General features: G+C 73.5%; 13 protein-coding genes. 10 read left to right on the top strand and 3 right to left on the bottom strand.

Translation table 11 applies throughout. The features are described from left to right. Positions 1-62: 62 nt before the first annotated feature. From Scani_RS26675 to Scani_RS26665, 3 genes are all read left to right on the top strand, one after another. Entirely contained in the window at positions 63-794 is a 732-nt protein-coding gene (locus tag Scani_RS26675; protein ID WP_159480364.1) for an MBL fold metallo-hydrolase, read from the top strand. A gap of 243 nt (positions 795-1,037) precedes the next feature. Further along, entirely contained in the window at positions 1,038-1,733 is a 696-nt protein-coding gene (locus tag Scani_RS26670; RefSeq protein WP_159480363.1) for an alpha/beta fold hydrolase, read from the top strand. A gap of 103 nt (positions 1,734-1,836) precedes the next feature. Further along, positions 1,837-2,307 (top strand): pyridoxamine 5'-phosphate oxidase family protein, encoded by a 471-nt coding sequence (locus Scani_RS26665; RefSeq protein WP_159480362.1) that lies wholly within the window; start codon positions 1,837-1,839, stop codon positions 2,305-2,307. Positions 2,308-2,365: 58 nt separating this feature from the next. Here the strand turns inward: Scani_RS26665 and Scani_RS26660 are convergent, their stop codons facing one another. Continuing rightward, on the bottom strand, positions 2,366-3,259 hold the full coding sequence (locus Scani_RS26660) for a hypothetical protein (RefSeq protein WP_159480361.1): 894 nt from the start codon (positions 3,257-3,259) through the stop codon (positions 2,366-2,368). Positions 3,260-3,524: 265 nt separating this feature from the next. Between Scani_RS26660 and Scani_RS26655 the strand changes: the two genes are divergently transcribed. After that, complete coding sequence (locus Scani_RS26655) at positions 3,525-4,334, top strand: S1 family peptidase (RefSeq protein WP_159480360.1); 810 nt, start codon at positions 3,525-3,527, stop codon at positions 4,332-4,334. Between the two features lie 81 nt (positions 4,335-4,415). Here Scani_RS26655 and Scani_RS26650 read toward each other — a convergent pair whose 3' ends face one another. Further along, entirely contained in the window at positions 4,416-5,372 is a 957-nt protein-coding gene (locus Scani_RS26650; protein WP_159469616.1) for an IS481 family transposase, read from the bottom strand. A 236-nt stretch (positions 5,373-5,608) separates the two neighbouring features. Here Scani_RS26650 and Scani_RS26645 point away from each other — a divergent pair, with 236 nt between their 5' ends. The 4 genes from Scani_RS26645 (at position 5,609) to Scani_RS26630 (ending at position 11,151) form a co-directional block, all read left to right on the top strand. Continuing rightward, positions 5,609-5,785, top strand: coding sequence for a hypothetical protein (locus Scani_RS26645; protein ID WP_159480359.1), 177 nt, complete (start codon positions 5,609-5,611; stop codon positions 5,783-5,785). A 120-nt stretch (positions 5,786-5,905) separates the two neighbouring features. Further along, complete coding sequence (locus Scani_RS26640) at positions 5,906-6,583, top strand: response regulator (RefSeq protein WP_159480358.1); 678 nt, start codon at positions 5,906-5,908, stop codon at positions 6,581-6,583. 137 nt (positions 6,584-6,720) lie between these two features. After that, positions 6,721-7,815, top strand: coding sequence for a sensor histidine kinase (locus Scani_RS26635; protein WP_167538204.1), 1,095 nt, complete (start codon positions 6,721-6,723; stop codon positions 7,813-7,815). A gap of 183 nt (positions 7,816-7,998) precedes the next feature. Next, positions 7,999-11,151: an endo-alpha-N-acetylgalactosaminidase family protein gene (locus tag Scani_RS26630; protein WP_159480356.1), complete on the top strand. Its 3,153-nt coding sequence runs from the start codon at positions 7,999-8,001 to the stop codon at positions 11,149-11,151. A 34-nt stretch (positions 11,152-11,185) separates the two neighbouring features. Here Scani_RS26630 and Scani_RS26625 read toward each other — a convergent pair whose 3' ends face one another. After that, positions 11,186-12,997 (bottom strand): glycoside hydrolase family 35 protein, encoded by a 1,812-nt coding sequence (locus tag Scani_RS26625; protein WP_159480355.1) that lies wholly within the window; start codon positions 12,995-12,997, stop codon positions 11,186-11,188. Between the two features lie 151 nt (positions 12,998-13,148). Between Scani_RS26625 and Scani_RS26620 the strand changes: the two genes are divergently transcribed. Both Scani_RS26620 and pepN read left to right on the top strand, forming a co-directional pair. Continuing rightward, positions 13,149-14,036 carry a helix-turn-helix domain-containing protein gene (locus Scani_RS26620; protein ID WP_159480354.1) on the top strand — a complete coding sequence of 296 codons (888 nt, stop codon included), beginning with the start codon at positions 13,149-13,151 and terminating at the stop codon, positions 14,034-14,036. Between the two features lie 711 nt (positions 14,037-14,747). Then, complete coding sequence (gene pepN, locus Scani_RS26615) at positions 14,748-17,327, top strand: aminopeptidase N (protein WP_159480353.1); 2,580 nt, start codon at positions 14,748-14,750, stop codon at positions 17,325-17,327. Positions 17,328-17,401: the final 74 nt, after the last annotated feature.

Here is a 17,401-nt window from a genome sequence, read left to right as displayed (position 1 = left end):
CGGGCTCCGCCCGCGGCGAACACCCGGTGGCGGCGCACCGCCCGCCCGCTAGCGTCCCGGTCATGGACGCACCGACCGAGATCACCCCCACCGTCTGGCAACTCCCCTTCCCCGTCGGGCATGTGTACCTCGTCGCGCTGCCCGACGACGGTTACGCGCTCGTCGACACCGGCATCCCCGGCTCGGCCCCCGCCGTCCTCGACGCCCTCGCCGCGCTCGGCGGCCGCCCGGAACAGCTGCGGCAGATCGTGCTCACCCACTGCCACGTGGACCACATGGGCTCCGCCGCCGACCTGGCCGCGGCCACCGGCGCCCGCGTGCTGGCCGGAGCACTGGACGCCCCGTACATCCGCGGCACCGCCCCCGAACCCACGCCGGTGCTGACCCCCGCGGAACGGTCCCTGCACGAAGGGGTCATGGCGGACCTGGCGGCATCCGGGATGCCGGCGCTGCGCCCTGCCGAGGTCGACACCGTCCTGCACGACGGGGACACCCTCGACGGCTGGGGGGAACCGGTGCGGGTGCTGCACGTCCCCGGGCACACACCCGGCGGGATCGCGCTCCACCTCCCCGAGAGCCGGCTGCTCTTCCCCGGCGACCTCATCGCCACCGCCCCCGACGGCCGCCACGCGGTCCTCGGCCCGTTCAACGTCGCCCGCGAGGAGGCCGTCGCGTCCTTCCGCCGGCTCGCCGCACTCGACGTCGACACGGTGTGCGTCCCGCACGGCGTACCCCTCCGCACCGGTGCACGGGAAGTACTGGCGGCGGCGACGCCGGAGAGCGACTGGCGCTGACGGGCCGAGCGGGCGGTCCCTGCGCCGCCCGCCGGTCCGCGGGGCGCCCGCAGCGGCGCGACAGCGCGACGGCGGGGGCGCCCGGCAGAGGGCCGTGCAGGTCAGGACCGCGGCGGACAGGGGCGGGGCGCGCCCGTCACGCCTCCTTGCGTGTGTAATCTCGCGCGGGTGCGGCCCGGTCCGGGAGCCGGGCCGCGGACCATCGGCAGGCGGCGCGCACGGGAACCGAGGAGAGGCACGGGCATGCAGCTGCACACCCACGAATGGGGCACCGGCGAGCGGACCGCGGTGCTGGTGCACGGGCTGATGTCCGATCACCGCACCTGGCACCGCGTCGGTCCGGAGCTCGCCGGCCGGGGCTATCGCGTCATCGCCGTCGATCTGCGCGGCCACGGCCGCAGTCCGCGCGGCGACTACAGCACCGAGCTGTTCGCCGAGGACCTCGTGGAGACCCTGCCCGCCGGCCCCGAGGTCGTCATCGGGCACTCGCTGGGCGGCCTGGCGCTGTCCCTGGCGGTGGAGCGGCTGCAGCCGCGGCGGGCGGTCTACAGCGATCCCGCGTGGTCGTTCCCCGCCTTCCAGGAGCCTGTCGACCCGGCGCTGTTCCTCACGTTCAAGAGGGCCGACCGGGCGATGCTGCGCACCTTCAATCCGCGCTGGAACGACGCCGATCTCGACATCGAGCTGGCCACCGTCGCGGAGTGGGACACCGGCACCGCCCTCGCGCTGTCCGCCGTGCACCGGGAGGACCATGTGCCCGAGAAGCCGGTCGTCCCGTCGCTGGTGCAGTTCGCGGGGGAGGGGTTCCTCTTCTCCGAGAGAGCGGCGGACGAGCTGACCGGCCGCGGGTTCGAGGTCCGTACGGTCCAGGGCGCCGGACACACCATCCACCGCGACGACTTCGACGGGTTCATGGCGGGCCTGGACGGGTGGGTCTAGGGGCGTGCCGAGCGGTCCCGCCCGGTCCGAGGACGGCCCTCCGCCCTGCGACCTAGTTCCGCCGCCGGATGTGACGGAGCGTCGCACGCCATAGCCTCCCCGCATGACGACAGCCGACTCTCGCCCCGGCGGACCCCGCAGCCCGGAACAGCGCAAGCGCGAGGCGCTCGCACGGCTCGCGCGGGACAATGACGTATGGGCCGCCACGGCCGACGCCACCGGTGAGCCCTGCCTCGTTCCGCTGGCCTTCTGGTGGGACGGCGAGGCGGTGTGGCTCTCCACCCGCGACACCAACCCGACCGGCCGCAATCTGTGCGCCTCGGGCCGGGTCCGGCTCTCCTTCGGCCACACCCGGGACGTGGTCCTGGTCCACGGCACCGCACGGATGCTGACCCGTGAGGAGCTCCCGGCCGGGGTGGGCGACGCGTTCGCCGCCAAGGACGGCTGGGACCCCCGCGAGGACCACCCCTCGTACGTGTTCTTCCGTGTCGCCCCGCAGGTGCTGCAGGCATGGGGAACGGTTGTGGAGATGGCCGGCCGGACCCTGATGCGCGACGGGGAGTGGCTGGTCTAGGACCGGACCGTCGGCCCGGACCCCAGCTGCCCCGCCCCGGGAAGCGGCCGCCGCTCCGTCACGTATCGCAGTCCAGCAGGGTCTTGCACAGCCCGCAGCGGGCCTGCAGCCGGCCGCGGACCGGTACGCGGATCCGCTGGTGGCAGGCGGGGCAGGGGAAGGTCACCCGCAGGGGCGGGCCCTCGAAGGCGTAGTCGGCGGTGGCGGGGGGCCGGCCGGTGCGCCGCGGATCCTGCGCCGCCCGGCGGTCCTTGGCGTAGCGCAGCCGGGCGGTCCAGCCGGCGGCGGCGAGCGGCGGCCGGCGCGCGTCCCGGCGGGCCCGCGCCGCGCCCGCCGTGTACGCGTCGTACGCCTGCGGGCTGGTGAACCACGGCGACGGGTCCTCGCCGAAGAACTCGGCCCGCTGGGCGAGGACGTAGCCGAACTCCTCCGGCGTCAGATAGCCGAGCTTCTGCGAGAACGGACCGTGCTCGCGGTAGGCGTCCAGCAGCAGCCAGCCGGCGCCGAGGTACGCGGCGGCGGTGTCGGTGAGGATCTCGTTGTCACGGGTGCCGGGGAACGACAGGTCCAGGCGGTGCAGATACAGATGCATCACCTCGTGGGCCAGCGCGGCGCCGATGTCCTTGCGGTGCTTCTTGAAGCGGTCGTTGAGCTCGATGAAGTACTCGGGCCCCGCGGTGAGTTCGACGGCGGCGGCGTGTTCCATCTCCCGGAAGGTGATGACCGTCCGGGCGTCCGGCAGATGCAGTTGGCGGACCATGGCGCGGGCGACCCGCTGTGCGCCCAGGTGCAGGTCCTCGGTGTCGTCGAAGGCCACGTCGACCGGCAGCACGCTGGTGGCGAAGGTGCTCACGGTGTCGTACGTCAGGCGTTTGAACAGGGCGTGGATGGCCGCGCGCACCGTGTCGAGATGCGGGTACCCGTGCTCGATCTCACTGCCGCCGGTGGTCACCCGGCCACTGTACGGCGCGCCGGGAAGGTCCGGTATGGGCCGTACGGGGCGTGTGGGGCAGGGGAGTTGGCCGGATGCGCACCCTTGTCACTCTGATCGGACACTCCACATAATCACAGGGCGCTCAACGGACTCATCCCCCACTGGGTCCGGACGCCTTACGGCGTGCTGCCGTCCTCCAGGCACCTTTCACGGCGGCCACGTCCGGCTCCGGTGTTGGCATGGGCTCGTCATCGACGTGCAACCCCCCACGAAAGGAAGCCCGTTGCGCAGCTACCGGAAGCACCTCAGAAGAAGCACTGCCCTCGGCGCCGTGGCCCTCGCCGCTTTCAGCCTCCAGCCCGGTTCGGCCTCGGCCGCCCCCTCGCCGGCCCCCTCCGGTTCCGTCCACACCAAGGTCGTCGGCGGCACCAAGGCCGGCCAGGGTGAATTCCCGTTCATGGTCCGGCTGTCGATGGGCTGCGGCGGCGCCCTGTACGCCAAGGACATCGTGCTCACCGCGGCGCACTGCGTCGACGGCAGCGGCGACAACACCTCGATCACCGCCACCGCGGGCGTGGTCGACCTGCAGGACTCCGCCGCCGTCAAGGTCGACTCCACCAAGGTCCTGCAGGCGCCCGGCTACAACGGCAAGGGCAAGGACTGGGCGCTCATCAAGCTCGCCAAGCCGATCGACCAGCCCACCCTCAAGATCGCCGAGGACGACAAGCTCAACAACGGCGACTTCACCATCGCCGGCTGGGGCGCCGAGAAGGAGGGCGGCTCCCAGCAGCGCTACCTCCTCAAGGCCACCGTGCCGTTCGTCGACGACGCCGCCTGCCAGAAGGCCTACGGCGACCAGCTGACGCCCGGCGACGAGATCTGCGCGGGCAAGCTGGACACCGGCGGTATCGACACCTGCCAGGGCGACTCCGGCGGCCCGATGTTCCGCAAGGACGACGCCGGGCAGTGGCTCCAGGTCGGCATCGTCTCCTGGGGCGAGGGCTGCGCACGGCCCGGCAAGCCCGGTGTCTACAGCGAGGTGAGCACCTTCGCCGCGAACATCAAGAAGGCCGCGGGCGAACTGGGCGGCTGACCGCACCACGCACACCGAGGGCCCGGGGAGCTTCTCCCCGGGCCCTTCGCGGGTCCGAAGTCCCCGACCTTGGTCTGGGCCCTAGGTGTATTGACCCGCAGGGTTGTTCACGCGGCTGATGGGTGACTTGCCTCCGAGTGCGGTGTGGCACCTGTGATGGTTGTAGCTGTGCAGGAAGGTGTCCAGTGCGGCGGTTCGTTCGTCGTTGCTGGTGTAGGGCCGTAGGTAGGCCCATTCGTCGAGCAGGGTGCGGTTGAAGCGTTCGACCTTGCCATTGGTCTGCGGCCGGTAGATGCGCGTGAGCTTGCCGGCCGCGCCGAGATCTGCAAGCGCCTGACGCCAGGCGAAGCTCTTGCGGTAGGGCCAGGCGTTGTCCGTCAGGACACGTTCGATGCGCAGGATGCCGCAGGCGGCGAAGAAGGCTGCGGCCCGCTGCAGGAAGGCCGCGCAGGTGGCGGCTTTCTCGTCCCGGTGGACTTCGCTGTAGGCGAGGCGGCTGTGGTCGTCGACTGCGGAGTGGATGTAGTCGAAGCCTGTGGTGCGGCGGCGGTCGGGGCAGGCGGCACGGCCGTGGATGCGCCAGCCCCCGCCGTCGGGTATGCGGCCGAGTTTCTTCACGTCCACGTGGACGAGCTCGCCGGGCCTGCTGCGTTCGTAGCGGCGGATGACCTGGCCGGTGGGCCGGTCGAGGAAGGCGAGGCGGTTCAGGCCGTGCCGGGCCAGGACCCGGTGGACGGTCGAGGCCGGCAGGCCCAGGATCGGTGCGATGCGAGCCGGGCCCAGCTTCCGGTCTTGCCGCAACCGGCATACCTGGTCCTCTACCGCGAGAGGAGTCCGGTGCGGTGTCGTGTGCGGCCGGCTGGGACGATCGTGCAGCCCGGCCTCGCCCTGCGTTCTCCAGCGACGCAGCCACTTGTGGGCGGTGGGCCGCGAGATGCCCATCTCGGCGGCGACGTGCGCGATGGGGCGCCCGGAACGGACGCGCTCGACCAGCAGCCGCCTGCCGTGAACGGTCAGCCGGGCATTACGGTGGGACACGAAGACCTCCGTGCGGTGCAGTCCTAGACAGCTCCACCACACCGGAGGTCTTCGCCATGATCAAGCCCAGCCAGCGTTAACAACGCTCGTGATCAATACACCTAGGTCCCGTCCCGCCACGGCCGTTGGTCCGCCCGCCCCGGGACCAAGCTCGTGCTTGTGGCCGGGCCTTGTGCCGTCAGGGATGACCGGACGGCCTATGGGCGGCTTCGCGGCGGCTTCCTACGGTGAACGGTATGACCACCGAGCCCCGCCCCCGACGCCCGGCAGGCGACCGCGACCGCCGTGCGACGGTCGTCGCCGCACTGCTCCTCGCCGCCTCCGCGGCGACCCTCGCGTATGTGCTGCTCGGCGGCCCCCACGACCCCGTCGAGCTGCCGGCCGACGAACCCTCGAACGCGGCCCAGGGCTGACCGGCCCGCCCCGGCGCCCGGTCCGGCGGACCGTCCGCGGCAGCAGTTGCGGCCCGTGAGCACCGCCGGCCGCAGGGACGGACACCGACCCGCACCCGAGGGCGCCGAGGAGGAACGACAATGCCGATCAGTGTGGTGATCGCGGACGACCAGGAAGTGGTCCGCATCGGCTTCCGGATGGTCCTGGAGAGCCAGGACGACATCGAGGTCCTCGCCGACGTCACCGACGGCGAGGCCGCCCTCGCCGCCGTCGACCGGCTGCGCCCCGACGTGCTGCTGCTGGACATCCGGATGCCCAGGACCGACGGGCTGGAGGTCACCCGCCGGCTGACCGGGCGCGCCGGCCGCCCCGACTGCCGCCACATCCCCCGGATCGTCATCGTCACCACCTTCGACCTGGACGAATACGTGCACGCCGCGCTGCACGGCGGGGCCTCCGGCTTCCTCCTCAAGGACGCCAGCCCCGCGCTGCTCGTGGAGGCCGTACGGGCCGCCGCCGTCGGCCACTCGCTGCTCTCGCCCGCGATCACCGCCCGGCTGCTGCGCGAGCTGCGCCCCGCCGGCGGCGGGGGCCGGACCGTCCGCACTCCCTCCGAGCCGCTCACCGACCGCGAACGCGACGTCGTCCGCGCGCTGGCCGGCGGCCGGACCAACGCCGAGATCGCCGGCGCACTGTATCTGTCGCTGTCCACGGTCAAGTCCCATCTGGCGAACGTGCAGATCAAGCTGGACGCCCGCAACCGGGTCGAGATCGCCTTCTGGGCCTGGGAGAGCGGCCTGTCCTCCGGCAGCTCGTGAACGAGCACGGCGAGCGCACCCGAACACGGCGCGCCCCGGGCGGCGGGCCCGGGCGCGCCCGGCGGGCCGCGCGCGGGAGCCGGCCGGCCCGGTGGACGGACACCCACCCGCGCGAGGCCGTCGCCGCCCGCGTCGTACTGGCCGTGGCCCTGCTGCTCCTCGTCGGGTTCGAGACCCTGGCGCCGGCCCGCCAGCCCACCCGCCCGCACCTGGTCGTGGTGGCCGCCGGCCTCGCGGTCTGTCTCTGCGCGGTGCCCTCCGCCCGGATCCCGCTGACCGGCCGGGCCGCCACCGCGGCCGCGGTCTCCCTCAGCGCGTCGGCGGCGCTGATCGCCGGGCAGCACGCGCGGGAAGTCTGGGGCCTGGGGGAGGGCATCGCCCTGCTCGTCCTGCTCACCGCCGTGGTCCGCCGCGCGCCCGGCCGCACCGCCGCCGTCCTCGGCCCGCTGCTGGGCCTGGCCTGCGTCCTCGCCCCGGTACGGGACGTCCGGCCGGGCCTGTTCACCGTCGTCTCCGCCGTGCTCACCGTGGTCGTCGCCGCGTACTCGACGATCCTGCGCGGGCAGGACGACCGGCGGCTGCGCGAACTCGCGGCCGTGCGGGCCGCCGAACGCCTGGAGCTGGCGCGGGAGCTGCACGACCTGGTCGCCCACCATGTCACCGGCATCGTCGTCCAGGCCCGTGCCGCCCGCTTCACCGCCCTCGAAGGCCCGCAGGCCGGCACCACCCTCGAACGGATCGAGGCCTCCGGCAGCGAGGCGCTGGGCGCGATGCGCCGGCTGGTGCGGGTGCTGCGCGAGGACGGGGCGCACCCCCAGCCGGTCGCCGGGCTCGCCGAGGTCTGCGCGCTGACCGAGGCCTTCGCCCGCACCGGCCCGCCGGTCGTCCTCTCCCTCGACAAGGGCCTGGCCGAGGCGCTGCCGGACGATGTGGCCGCGGCGGTCTACCGCATCGTGCGCGAGGCGCTGACCAACGTCCGCAAGCACGCGGCGGATGCCACGGCGGTGCGGATCGGCCTGCGGTCCGTCCCCTTCGGGGCGGAGCTGCGCATCGCCAACGACGGCGGCAGCCCGGCCCGCCTGTGCGAACAGGCCCGCGGCGGCGGCTTCGGCCTGGCCGGACTCACCGAACGGGCCGAGGCGATGGGCGGACGGCTCCTCGCGGGCCCCGCGGCGGAGGGCGGCTGGGAACTCACCGCCGTCCTGCCCCTCGACGGCGGGGCGGCGGCCTGAGGCCATCGGCCGCACCGGCTTCGGGCGGCGCCTGCCCCCGGCGGCACCGGCTCCCCGCCGCCCGCCCCGAGGCGCCCCACATCTGTCCAACACCTGCCCCTCCTTTGTCCATAGGCGCACACCCCGCAGGCGCAGCACGCTGTCCGCCGACAGGCAGTGCAGGCACGAAGGAGGACAGCGCGCGTGAACGAACAGACAGGTGCCCCGCGCGGGCCCAGCCGCCGGAAGGTCGTCGCCGCCACCGCGCTCGCCGGGGTCGCCGGCGCCCTCCCGCTCGGCGCCCACCCCGCCACCGCCGCACCCCGCGCCGGCGAGGCGGTGCTCCGGTCCGACGCACTGGAGGTCCGCGTAGACACCGCCTTCCCCCGCATCGTCTCCTACACCGACCGCCACACCGGCGCCGTCCTGCACGGCCAGGACACCCCCGTCACCCAGGTCCTCCTCGACGGCACCGCCCACACCCCCCGCGTCACCCACCGCACCCGCGCCGACCGCGCCACCTACACCCTCCGCTTCGACGGCGGCACCACCCTCACCGTCGAGATCGCCGTCCGGGACCGGACGACGACCTGGCGGGTCACCGGCCTCACCGACACCCCGGCGCTGCGCATCGGCACCCTGGAGATCCCCGGGCTCGCCCTGCTGAGCGTCCGCAGCGACCAGCCCGGCGCCACCCTGCTCGCCGCCCGGCTCGAACTCGACAAGGCCAAGAGCGGCGACACCCTGGTGCAGGTCACCGACACCACCCCCGCCGACGCCGCACCCACCGGATGCGCCTACGCCGTCGTCGCCACCGACGCGCTGGCCGCCGCCATCGAGACCAACACCTGCTACGACAGGCCCACCGGGGCCACCACCTGGGAGAACGGCCGGCTGTGGCGGCAGACCGTCAAGGGCGACGGCTTCGTCAAGGCGCAGCTGTCCTGCGGCCAGTGGACGCACCGGGCGGCCGGGCAGCCGTCCCCCGCTCCCGACTCCTCCCCCACTCTCGACTTCGCTCGAGCGGGGGGACCCCCACGAGCGGAAGGTGCCCCCACCGCCACCGACCCGCTGCCGTACGCGACCGTCATCGTCACCGGCGACCGCAACGGCGACGGCAAGACCGACTGGCAGGACGCCGCCATCGCGCTGCGCGACATCATGGTCGTGCCGCTGGGCGCCGACGAACAGCATCTGCGGGTCGTCCCGCACATCCCGTTCAACTTCGCCAGCCAGGCCACCAACCCGTTCCTCGCCACCCTCGACCACATCAAGCGGATCGCACTGGCCACCGACGGGCTGCGGCAGTTCACCCTCCTCAAGGGCTACCAGTCCGAGGGCCACGACTCCGCCCACCCCGACTACGGCGGCAACTACAACACCCGGGCCGGCGGCCTCGCCGACCTCAACGCCCTGCTCCGCGCGGGCAAGAAGTGGAACAGCGACTTCGCGGTCCACGTCAACGCCACCGAGTCCTACCCCGTCGCCCACGCCTTCTCCGAGAAGCTGGTCGACAAGAGCGACAAGCAGTGGGACTGGCTCGACCAGTCCTACCGCATCGACGCCCGCCGCGACCTGGTCTCCGGCGACATCGCCCGGCGCTTCGCGCAACTGCGCGAGGAGACCGACCCCGCCCTCGACACCGTCTACCTCGACGTCTTCCGCGAGTCCGGCTGGAACTCCGACCGGCTGCAGCGCCACCTGCGCGACCAGGGCTGGCAGGTCGCCACCGAGTGGGGCCACGGCCTGGAGCGCTCCGCCCTCTGGTCGCACTGGGCGAACGAGACCGACTACGGCCCCGACACCTCCCGCGGCATCAACTCCCGGCTCATCCGCTTCCTGCGCAACCACCACAAGGACGTCTTCGCCGACAAGTGGCCCACGCTCCTCGGCAACGCCCGGATGGGCAACTTCGAGGGCTGGGTCGGCAAGACCGACTGGAACGCGTTCCACACGATCATCTGGACCGACGCGCTGCCCGCCAAGTACCTCCAGGCGTACCCGATCAGAACCTGGGACGCCCACGAGATCACCTTCGAGGGCCCCACCAGGACCTCCGTCAGCGACGCCGAGGGCACCCGCAAGATCACCACCGACGGCCGGCTGGTCTACGACGACGGCACCTACCTGCTCCCCTGGGAACCCCGCCGGGCCACCGACCCGCACCGCCTCTACCACTACAACCCCCACGGCGGCACGACCACCTGGACCCTGCCCCGCGGCTGGACGGGCACGACGGCCGTGTACGCCTACCGGCTCACCGACCAGGGCCGCACCGCGGAGACCCGGATCCCCGTCAGCGGCGGCAGGATCACCCTCACCGCCCGCCCCGGCGTCGCCTACGTCGTCCACCGCACCCGGGCCCCGGCCCCGAGGGACCCCGCCTGGGGCGAGGGCACACCCCTGACCGACCCCGGCTTCCACTCCGGGAACCTGACCGGCCGGCAGGTCACCGGCCCGGCCTCCGTCCGGCTCAGCACGTCGGGCGACTACGAGCTGGTCATCGACGCGGGCGCCGCCGCCACCGTCGCCCAGAAACTCGCCCGGCTCGCCCCCGGCGGCTACGCCGCCTCCGTACAGGTCGAGGTCGGCGCCACGGCCGGCGAACGGCGCCGGGCCGCCCTGGAGATCCGCACCGCCGACGGCGTCACCGCCGCCAACTGGACCGACACCTCCACCGCCGGCAACTACGTCGCCGCCGACCGGAAGTCCGGCACCCGCTTCCAGCGCCTCTTCACCCACTTCACCGTCCCCGAGGGCGGCGGCCCGGTCACCCTCGCCCTGACCGCGGCGGCGGGCCGGGCCCGCATCAGGTTCGACAACCTCCGCGTCGTCCCCGCCCGGCCCACCACCAAGAAGGGCGCCCTGGCCTACGAGGACTTCGAGCACGTGCCCCAGGGCTGGGGCCTCTTCGTCAAGGGCGACGCGGGCGGCAGCACCGACCCCCGCACCCATATCGCCCAGCGGCACGCCCCGTTCACCCAGCGCGGCTGGAACGGCAAGGCGGTCGACGACGTCATCGACGGCGGCCAGTCGCTCAAGTCACGCGGCGAGAACACCGGCCTCGTCCACCGGACCGTCCCGCACACCGTCCGCTTCACCCCCGGCCGCCGCTACCGCATCACCTTCCGCTACGAGAACGAGAAGGCCGGCCAGTACGCCTGGGTCACTGCCGTCGACACCCCCGCGCCCCGCGAACTGACCCGCACCCCGCTGCCCGTCGCCACCCGGCCCGCCACCCACACCTACGAGTTCACCGCCCCCGCCGACGGCGAGGCATGGGTGGGGCTGCGCAAGGTGGCCGACGACGGGACCGCGGAGTTCGTCCTGGACACCTTCGAGGTGCGCGAGATCTGAACCGTGGGGGCGGCGGCCCGCCCCCACGGACCCCTCACCGCCCGCCGGCGCAGGGAAACAGACCGGGCGCCCCCGCCCCTTCCCCCACCAGGGCCGGGGCGCCCTCCCACTCCCACAACAGCAGGTCGTTGGCGCCCTCGTGCAGCACCGGACCCGGCACGTACAGCGTCCGCTGCGGCCCGAGGTCCCAATAGCGCCCCAGACAGAAGCCGTTGATCCAGGCGAAGCCATGGCTCCACCCCGGCAGCGCCAGATCGGCGTCACCCGGCCGCCCGGCCACCGTCACCGTCCCCCGGTACAGCCCCGGCTCCCCGGCCGCCCCCTCCACCGCCCGGAACGGCACCTTCGCCAGCGCCCCGGCCTCCTCCACGGCATCCAGCCGCAGCCCCCGCGACCGGACGCCGTGCAGATACTGCCGCTCGTGCAGCAGCCCGCCCGTGATCCCCTTCGACTCACCCAGCCGGGGCCCGTAGTTGACCCGCCCCAGCGACGCCACCCACAACTCCACCGACGCGGGCCCGGCCACCTCCCCGAGCGCGGCGTCCTCGGTGTCCACCACCGGCCCGCGCACCCCGTCGACCCACACCACCGCCCGGTCCCGCAGACCGCGCACCCGCAGCGGCCGGGCACCCCGCGGCCCCGGCACCTCCACCCGGTAGCGGACCACCCCCCGGTCCACCCCCAGCTCCTCGAACGTCGCCGGAGCGCCCCCCTCCACCTCCGCACCGCCCAGCGCCGCCATCACCTCGCCGGCCCCCGCCCACTCCTCGACCACCGCACGTACCGGCTCCGCCAGCACCCGCAGCGGCTCCGGCACCCGCGGCAGCGGCCCGTCCGCCCACTCGGCGAGCACCTCCCGGAACCGCCAGAACTTCTCCGTGGGACGGCCGCGTTCATCGACCGGCGCCCCGTAGTCGTACGAGGTGACCGTCGACCGCAGCTCCCCGTCGTGCAGCTCACCGGCGCGGTTCGCCCCCGCCCACCCACCGAAATTCGTCCCGCCGTGCGCCATGTAGATGTTGACCGACGCACCGCACTCCAGAATCTCGCGCAGCGCCGCCGCGGCGTCCTCCGGCGCACGCGGCGCCTCCGTTTGCCCCCAGTGCGCGAACCACCCGCACCAGAACTCCATACACATCAACGGCCCCCGCGGCTGATGGCACCGCAGCACCGCCAGCGCCTCCCGTGCCCCGGAACCGAAGTTGGCCGTGGCCGGCACGCCCGGCACCGAACCACCGCTCAGCATGTGCTCCTCGGGCCCGTCCGAGGTGAACAGCGGCACCCGCACCCCCAGCGCACGCAGCCGGTCCACGAGGTGCGCCAGATACACGCCGTCGCTGCCGTACGAGCCGTACTCGTTCTCCGCCTGCACCATGATCACCGGTCCGTCGCCCGGCCCGCCGGGCCCGGACACCGCCGTGCACTGCCGCGCCACGACCTGCGGCAGCAGCCGCTCGAACCAGGCGTCCACGGCCCGCAGATACGCCGCATCCCGGGTCCGCACCCGCCGCCCCAACGGCCCGGTCAGCCACTGCGGCAGCCCGCCGTTCTCCCACTCCGCGCAGATGTACGGGCCAGGCCGGACGATGGCCCACAGCCCCGCCGCCCGCACCACGTCCAGGAACCGCCCCAGCGCCTCCGGATCCCTGAACTCGCCGGGCCGCGGCTCGTGCAGATTCCACGGCACATACGTCTCCACGCAGTTCAGGCCCATCGCCCGGAGCATCGCCAGCCGGTGGTCCCACTGCGCCTCGTGCACCCGGAAGTAGTGCAACGCCCCGGACAGCAGCCGCACCGGCCGCCCGTCCAGCACGAAGTCCCGCTCGCCCACCTCGAACTGCGTCACGTCACCCGCCCCTGTGTCGTGGTGCGCCACCGGCCGGACGCACCCGCTCATCGGTCACCTTTGCCCTCTGGCGGTGTGACGGTCCATGGACAAAGATCGGCTGTGATTGGACGGTTCGACCGAGAGGTACGGAGCGACGGGAGGTCCGGGCGTGTACCACACCTGGATGCGCTACTTCACCCCGAACCCGGTCCACCACCGGCTCGGCCTGGTCTGCCTGGGGGTCGGCCTCCAGCACGGCACCCTGCCCACGGTCGGCCCGCGCACCCTCGACCACCACGTCGCCATCGTCATCAGCGCCGGCCGCGGCTGGTTCACCGCCCCCGACGGCCGGCGCCGTACGGTGACCGCCCCCGCCCTCCTGTGGATCATGCCCGGGGTGCCGCACCACTACGGCGCCGACCCGGACACCGGCTGGGACGAGTCCTTCGTCGACTTCACCGGACCGGCCGCCGCCACCTACACCGAACTCGGCTACATCGAACCGGACCGCCCGCTCGTACCCCTCGCCGACACCGGCCCGGCCCGGACCGCCATCGGCCGGATCGCCCGCGCGGCACGACGGGGCAACCCCCTGCTGGAAGTGGAGACCTCGGCCGCGGTCCACGAACTCCTCGTCGCCCTGCGCCGGGCGCGGGCCGACACCGACGCCGACGGCGACCCGGTCCTCCAGGCACTCGCCCGCGACGCCTTCCTGCCCCTCTCCGTCGCCGAGCACGCCGCCCGGCACGGCATGACCCCCGCCGAACTCCGCACCGCCGTACGGCGCGGCGCCGGCTGCAGCCCCAAGGACTACCTGCTCGGCATCCGCCTGGGCCGCGCAAAGGAACTCCTGGTGGCCACCGAACTCCCGGTAGCGGCAGTGGCCCGCCGCGTCGGCTACGACGACCCCGCCTACTTCAGCCGCCTCTTCACCCGCCGCGTGGGCACCGCCCCCGTACGCTTCCGCGACCGCCAGGTCCGCAACGTCCCCGGCGGCTGGTCCACCCAGATCCCGGACCCGGACGACCCACCCCTGGTCAGCGGCTGGAACGGCTGACGGGGCTCGCGGAGCCGGTGGCCGGGGCCGGTGCGGGGTTGCCGTGGGCTGAGGCCGGGCGGGTTTCGCGCTCGCGTGGGCCGGGACGGTGCGGGGTTGCCGTGGGCTGGGGCCGGTTCGCCTGCGGTTGGTGGGTGGTGGGTCGGAGGGGACGCCCGGTACCCCGTCCTCGGCGCGGGCGCATCTGGTACGTGGTACAGATCGGCCCGGCGTTCGCTCCGGTCCTGCGGGCGGGGCACCGGACATCCCCTCCGACCACCGCGCGTCGGCGACTGTCCCGCCGTACCGATCACCGTTACGACCAGATGCGCCAGGTCTTGGCACGGAGCGGGCCAGGCGACCCGCAGATTGGGCGCGGGCCCAGGTGGAGCGGTGAGGGACGGTGTCACCGGCCGGCAGTCGGGAACGGGCGTAGGTCGGAGGGGATGTACCGGAGCCCGCCCGCAGGACCGGAGCGGACGCCGGGTCGGTCTATGCCACGTACCAGGGCCGCCCGCGCCGAGGACGGGCTCCGGTGCGTCCCCTCCGACCCCCGCGGCAACCACACAAGCCGCCCGAGGGCGAGCCCCAATGCCCCCGCACGGAACAACGGCCGGTGCACCCCAAAGGGGCGCGAGGAACTGCGCGCCCAGCCACAACCGCACCCGCAGACAAACCAACGCCCCACACAAAGGGATGCACCCCCCACCCCCGCTACGGCAGCATGACGTCATGCCCGCACTGCAGCGCGACGAGGCGCAGACCCGGTTCCAGCTCATCGACGTCCACCGTTACGACATCGCCCTCGACCTCACCCAAGGCGACGACCTCTTCGGCTCCCGTGCGGTCATCCACTTCACCGCGCACGCGGCCGGCGACACCTTCGTCGAGCTGAAACCCGCCGAGCTGCACCACGTCACCCTCGACGGCCACCGCCTCGACCCCACGACCCTGGACGACAACCGCCTCCCGCTCACCGGCCTCACCCCCGGCCCCCACGAGCTGCGCCTGGACGCCACCATGCGCTACTCCCGCACCGGCGAGGGCATGCACCGCTTCACCGACCCCGCCGACGGCGAAACCTACGTCTACACCCAGCTGTTCATGGAGGACGTCCAGCGCGTCTTCGCCGCCTTCGACCAGCCCGACCTCAAGGCCGTCTTCGCCCTCACCGTCACCGCCCCCACCGACTGGACCGTCCTCGGCAACGGCATCGCCACCCAGGGCGACCCCGGCCACTGGACCCTCGCCCCCACCCCCCTGATCAGCAGCTACCTCGTCGCCGTCATCGCCGGCCCCTGGCACTCCGTCCACACCGAACACGCCGGACTGCCCTTCGGCATCCACTGCCGCCGCTCCATGGCCCCGCACCTCGACGCCGACGCCGACGAAATCCTCGACCTCACCCGCCGCTGCTTCGACCGCTTCCACGAGATCTTCGACGAGCCCTACCCCTTCGACTCCTACGATCAGGCCTTCGTCCCCGAGTTCAACGCGGGCGCCATGGAGAACCCCGGCCTGGTCACCTTCCGCGACGTATTCGTCTTCCGCTCCGCCGTCACCGACACCGAACGCCAGAACCGAGGCATGGTCATCGCCCACGAAATGGCCCACATGTGGTTCGGCGACCTCGTCACCCTCCAATGGTGGGACGACATCTGGCTGAACGAGTCATTCGCCGAATACATGGGCTACCAGGTCCTGGCCGAAGCCAGCCGCGGGGAGTCCGGGGGGACACCCCCCAGGACGTGGGGCACCGACACCTGGACCGACTTCGCCATCGCCCGCAAGGGCTGGGGCTACGACGCCGACCAGCGCCCCTCCACCCACCCCGTCGCCCCCGCCCCCGAGGACGTCCCCGACACCGCCTCCGCGCTCCTCAACTTCGACGGCATCTCCTACGCCAAGGGCGCCTCCGCCCTGCGCCAACTCGTCGCCTGGATGGGGGAGAAGGACTTCCTCGCCGGAATCAACGACCACTTCGCCCGGCACCGCTTCGGCAACGCCACCCTCGCCGACTTCATCGACTCCCTCGCCCGCGCCACCGACCGCGACGTCCACGCCTGGGCCGAGCGCTGGCTGCGCACCACCGGGGTCGACACCCTGACCCCCGTCGTGGAAGAAGGCACGGACGGCCGCTGGAGCGTGTCCGTCGAGCAGACCGGAAGCCAGGACGGCACCCGCCCGCACCGGCTCACCATCGGGCTCTACGACCACGACCACACCACCCCGGGACGCCTGCTCCCGCGCGAGCCGCTGTCCTGGGACGTGCCCGACGGCGGCCGCCACTCCGCCACCGGCGGCCGCCCCGCCCTGCTCCTCCTCAACGACCAGGACCTCACCTACGCCAAGGTCCGCCTCGACCCCGTCTCCTGGGACACCGCCCTCGGCGCCCTGTCCGGACTCCCCGAACCGCTGACCCGCGCCGTGGTGTGGAACGCCGCCCGCGACATGGTCCGCGACGGCGAACTCGCCCCCACCGCCTTCCTGGACGCCGCCCGCGCCCACCTCCCGTACGAAACCGATCTCGCCGTCGTCCAAGGCGTCCTCGCCTTCGCCCGCACCGAGATCGCCGACCGCTACCTCCGGGCCGACGAGCGCCAGGCCGCCCTCACCACCCTCACCGCCCTCAGCCGCGACATACTCCGCCGCACCGAGGGCCCCGAACACGGCTCCGAGGCAGGACTGCGCCTCACCGCCGTACGCGCCTTCATCGACAGCGCCACCACCCCCGAAGGCATCCAGGACTGGCTCGACGACGGCAGCGTCCCCGGCGGCCCCCGCCTCGACCCCGAACTGCGCTGGCGCATCCTCGGCCGGCTCGCCACCCTCGGCGCCGCACCGCTCGACGAACTCCGCGCCACCATCGACGCCGAGCTCGCCCGCGACCCCAGCGCCACCGGCCGCGAGGGCGCCGCCCGCTGCCACGCCGCGCTCCCCGACCCGGCCGCCAAACAGGCCGCCTGGGACGCCCTGTTCACCACCGACGACGAGAAGGCGCTCTCCAACTACCTCTTCACCGCCACCGCCGCCGGCTTCTGGGCCCCCGAACAGCCCGACCTGCTCCGCCCCTACGTCACCCGCTACTTCACCGACGTCCCCGCCCTCGCCGCCGCCCGCGGCCCCGCCCTCGCCGCCGCCGCCGGCCGCTACGCCTTCCCCGCGGTCTTCGTCGAGGAGCACACCCTGCGGCTCGGCGAAGCCTGCCTCACCGACGGAGACCCGACCCCCGCCCTGCGCCGCAAGCTCGTCGACCAACTCGACGATCTGCGCCGGGCGCTGAAGGTACGCGCCGCGGCGGGGGAGGCCTAGGGCGTGTCCGCTCTAGGGCACAGGCGTCACCCTCCCGGCCGCTGTAGGACGTGCCGGACGGGAGGGTGACGGCA

The sequence above is a fragment of the Streptomyces caniferus genome, from assembly GCF_009811555.1.
Lineage (GTDB): Bacteria > Actinomycetota > Actinomycetes > Streptomycetales > Streptomycetaceae > Streptomyces > Streptomyces caniferus.
Note: the sequence above shows the minus strand (reverse complement) of the source record. Positions and strands in the feature narration are given on the sequence as shown.

What these genes read in the sequence shown, in the direction of transcription:
- Scani_RS26670 (WP_159480363.1), top strand. Translation starts at nt 1,038, where the DNA reads ATGCAGCTGCACACCCACGAATGGGGCACCGGCGAGCGGACCGCGGTG.
- Scani_RS26645 (WP_159480359.1), top strand. Translation starts at nt 5,609, where the DNA reads ATGACCACCGAGCCCCGCCCCCGACGCCCGGCAGGCGACCGCGACCGC.
- Scani_RS26665 (WP_159480362.1), top strand. Translation starts at nt 1,837, where the DNA reads ATGACGACAGCCGACTCTCGCCCCGGCGGACCCCGCAGCCCGGAACAG.
- pepN (WP_159480353.1), top strand. Translation starts at nt 14,748, where the DNA reads ATGCCCGCACTGCAGCGCGACGAGGCGCAGACCCGGTTCCAGCTCATC.
- Scani_RS26675 (WP_159480364.1), top strand. Translation starts at nt 63, where the DNA reads ATGGACGCACCGACCGAGATCACCCCCACCGTCTGGCAACTCCCCTTC.
- Scani_RS26640 (WP_159480358.1), top strand. Translation starts at nt 5,906, where the DNA reads ATGCCGATCAGTGTGGTGATCGCGGACGACCAGGAAGTGGTCCGCATC.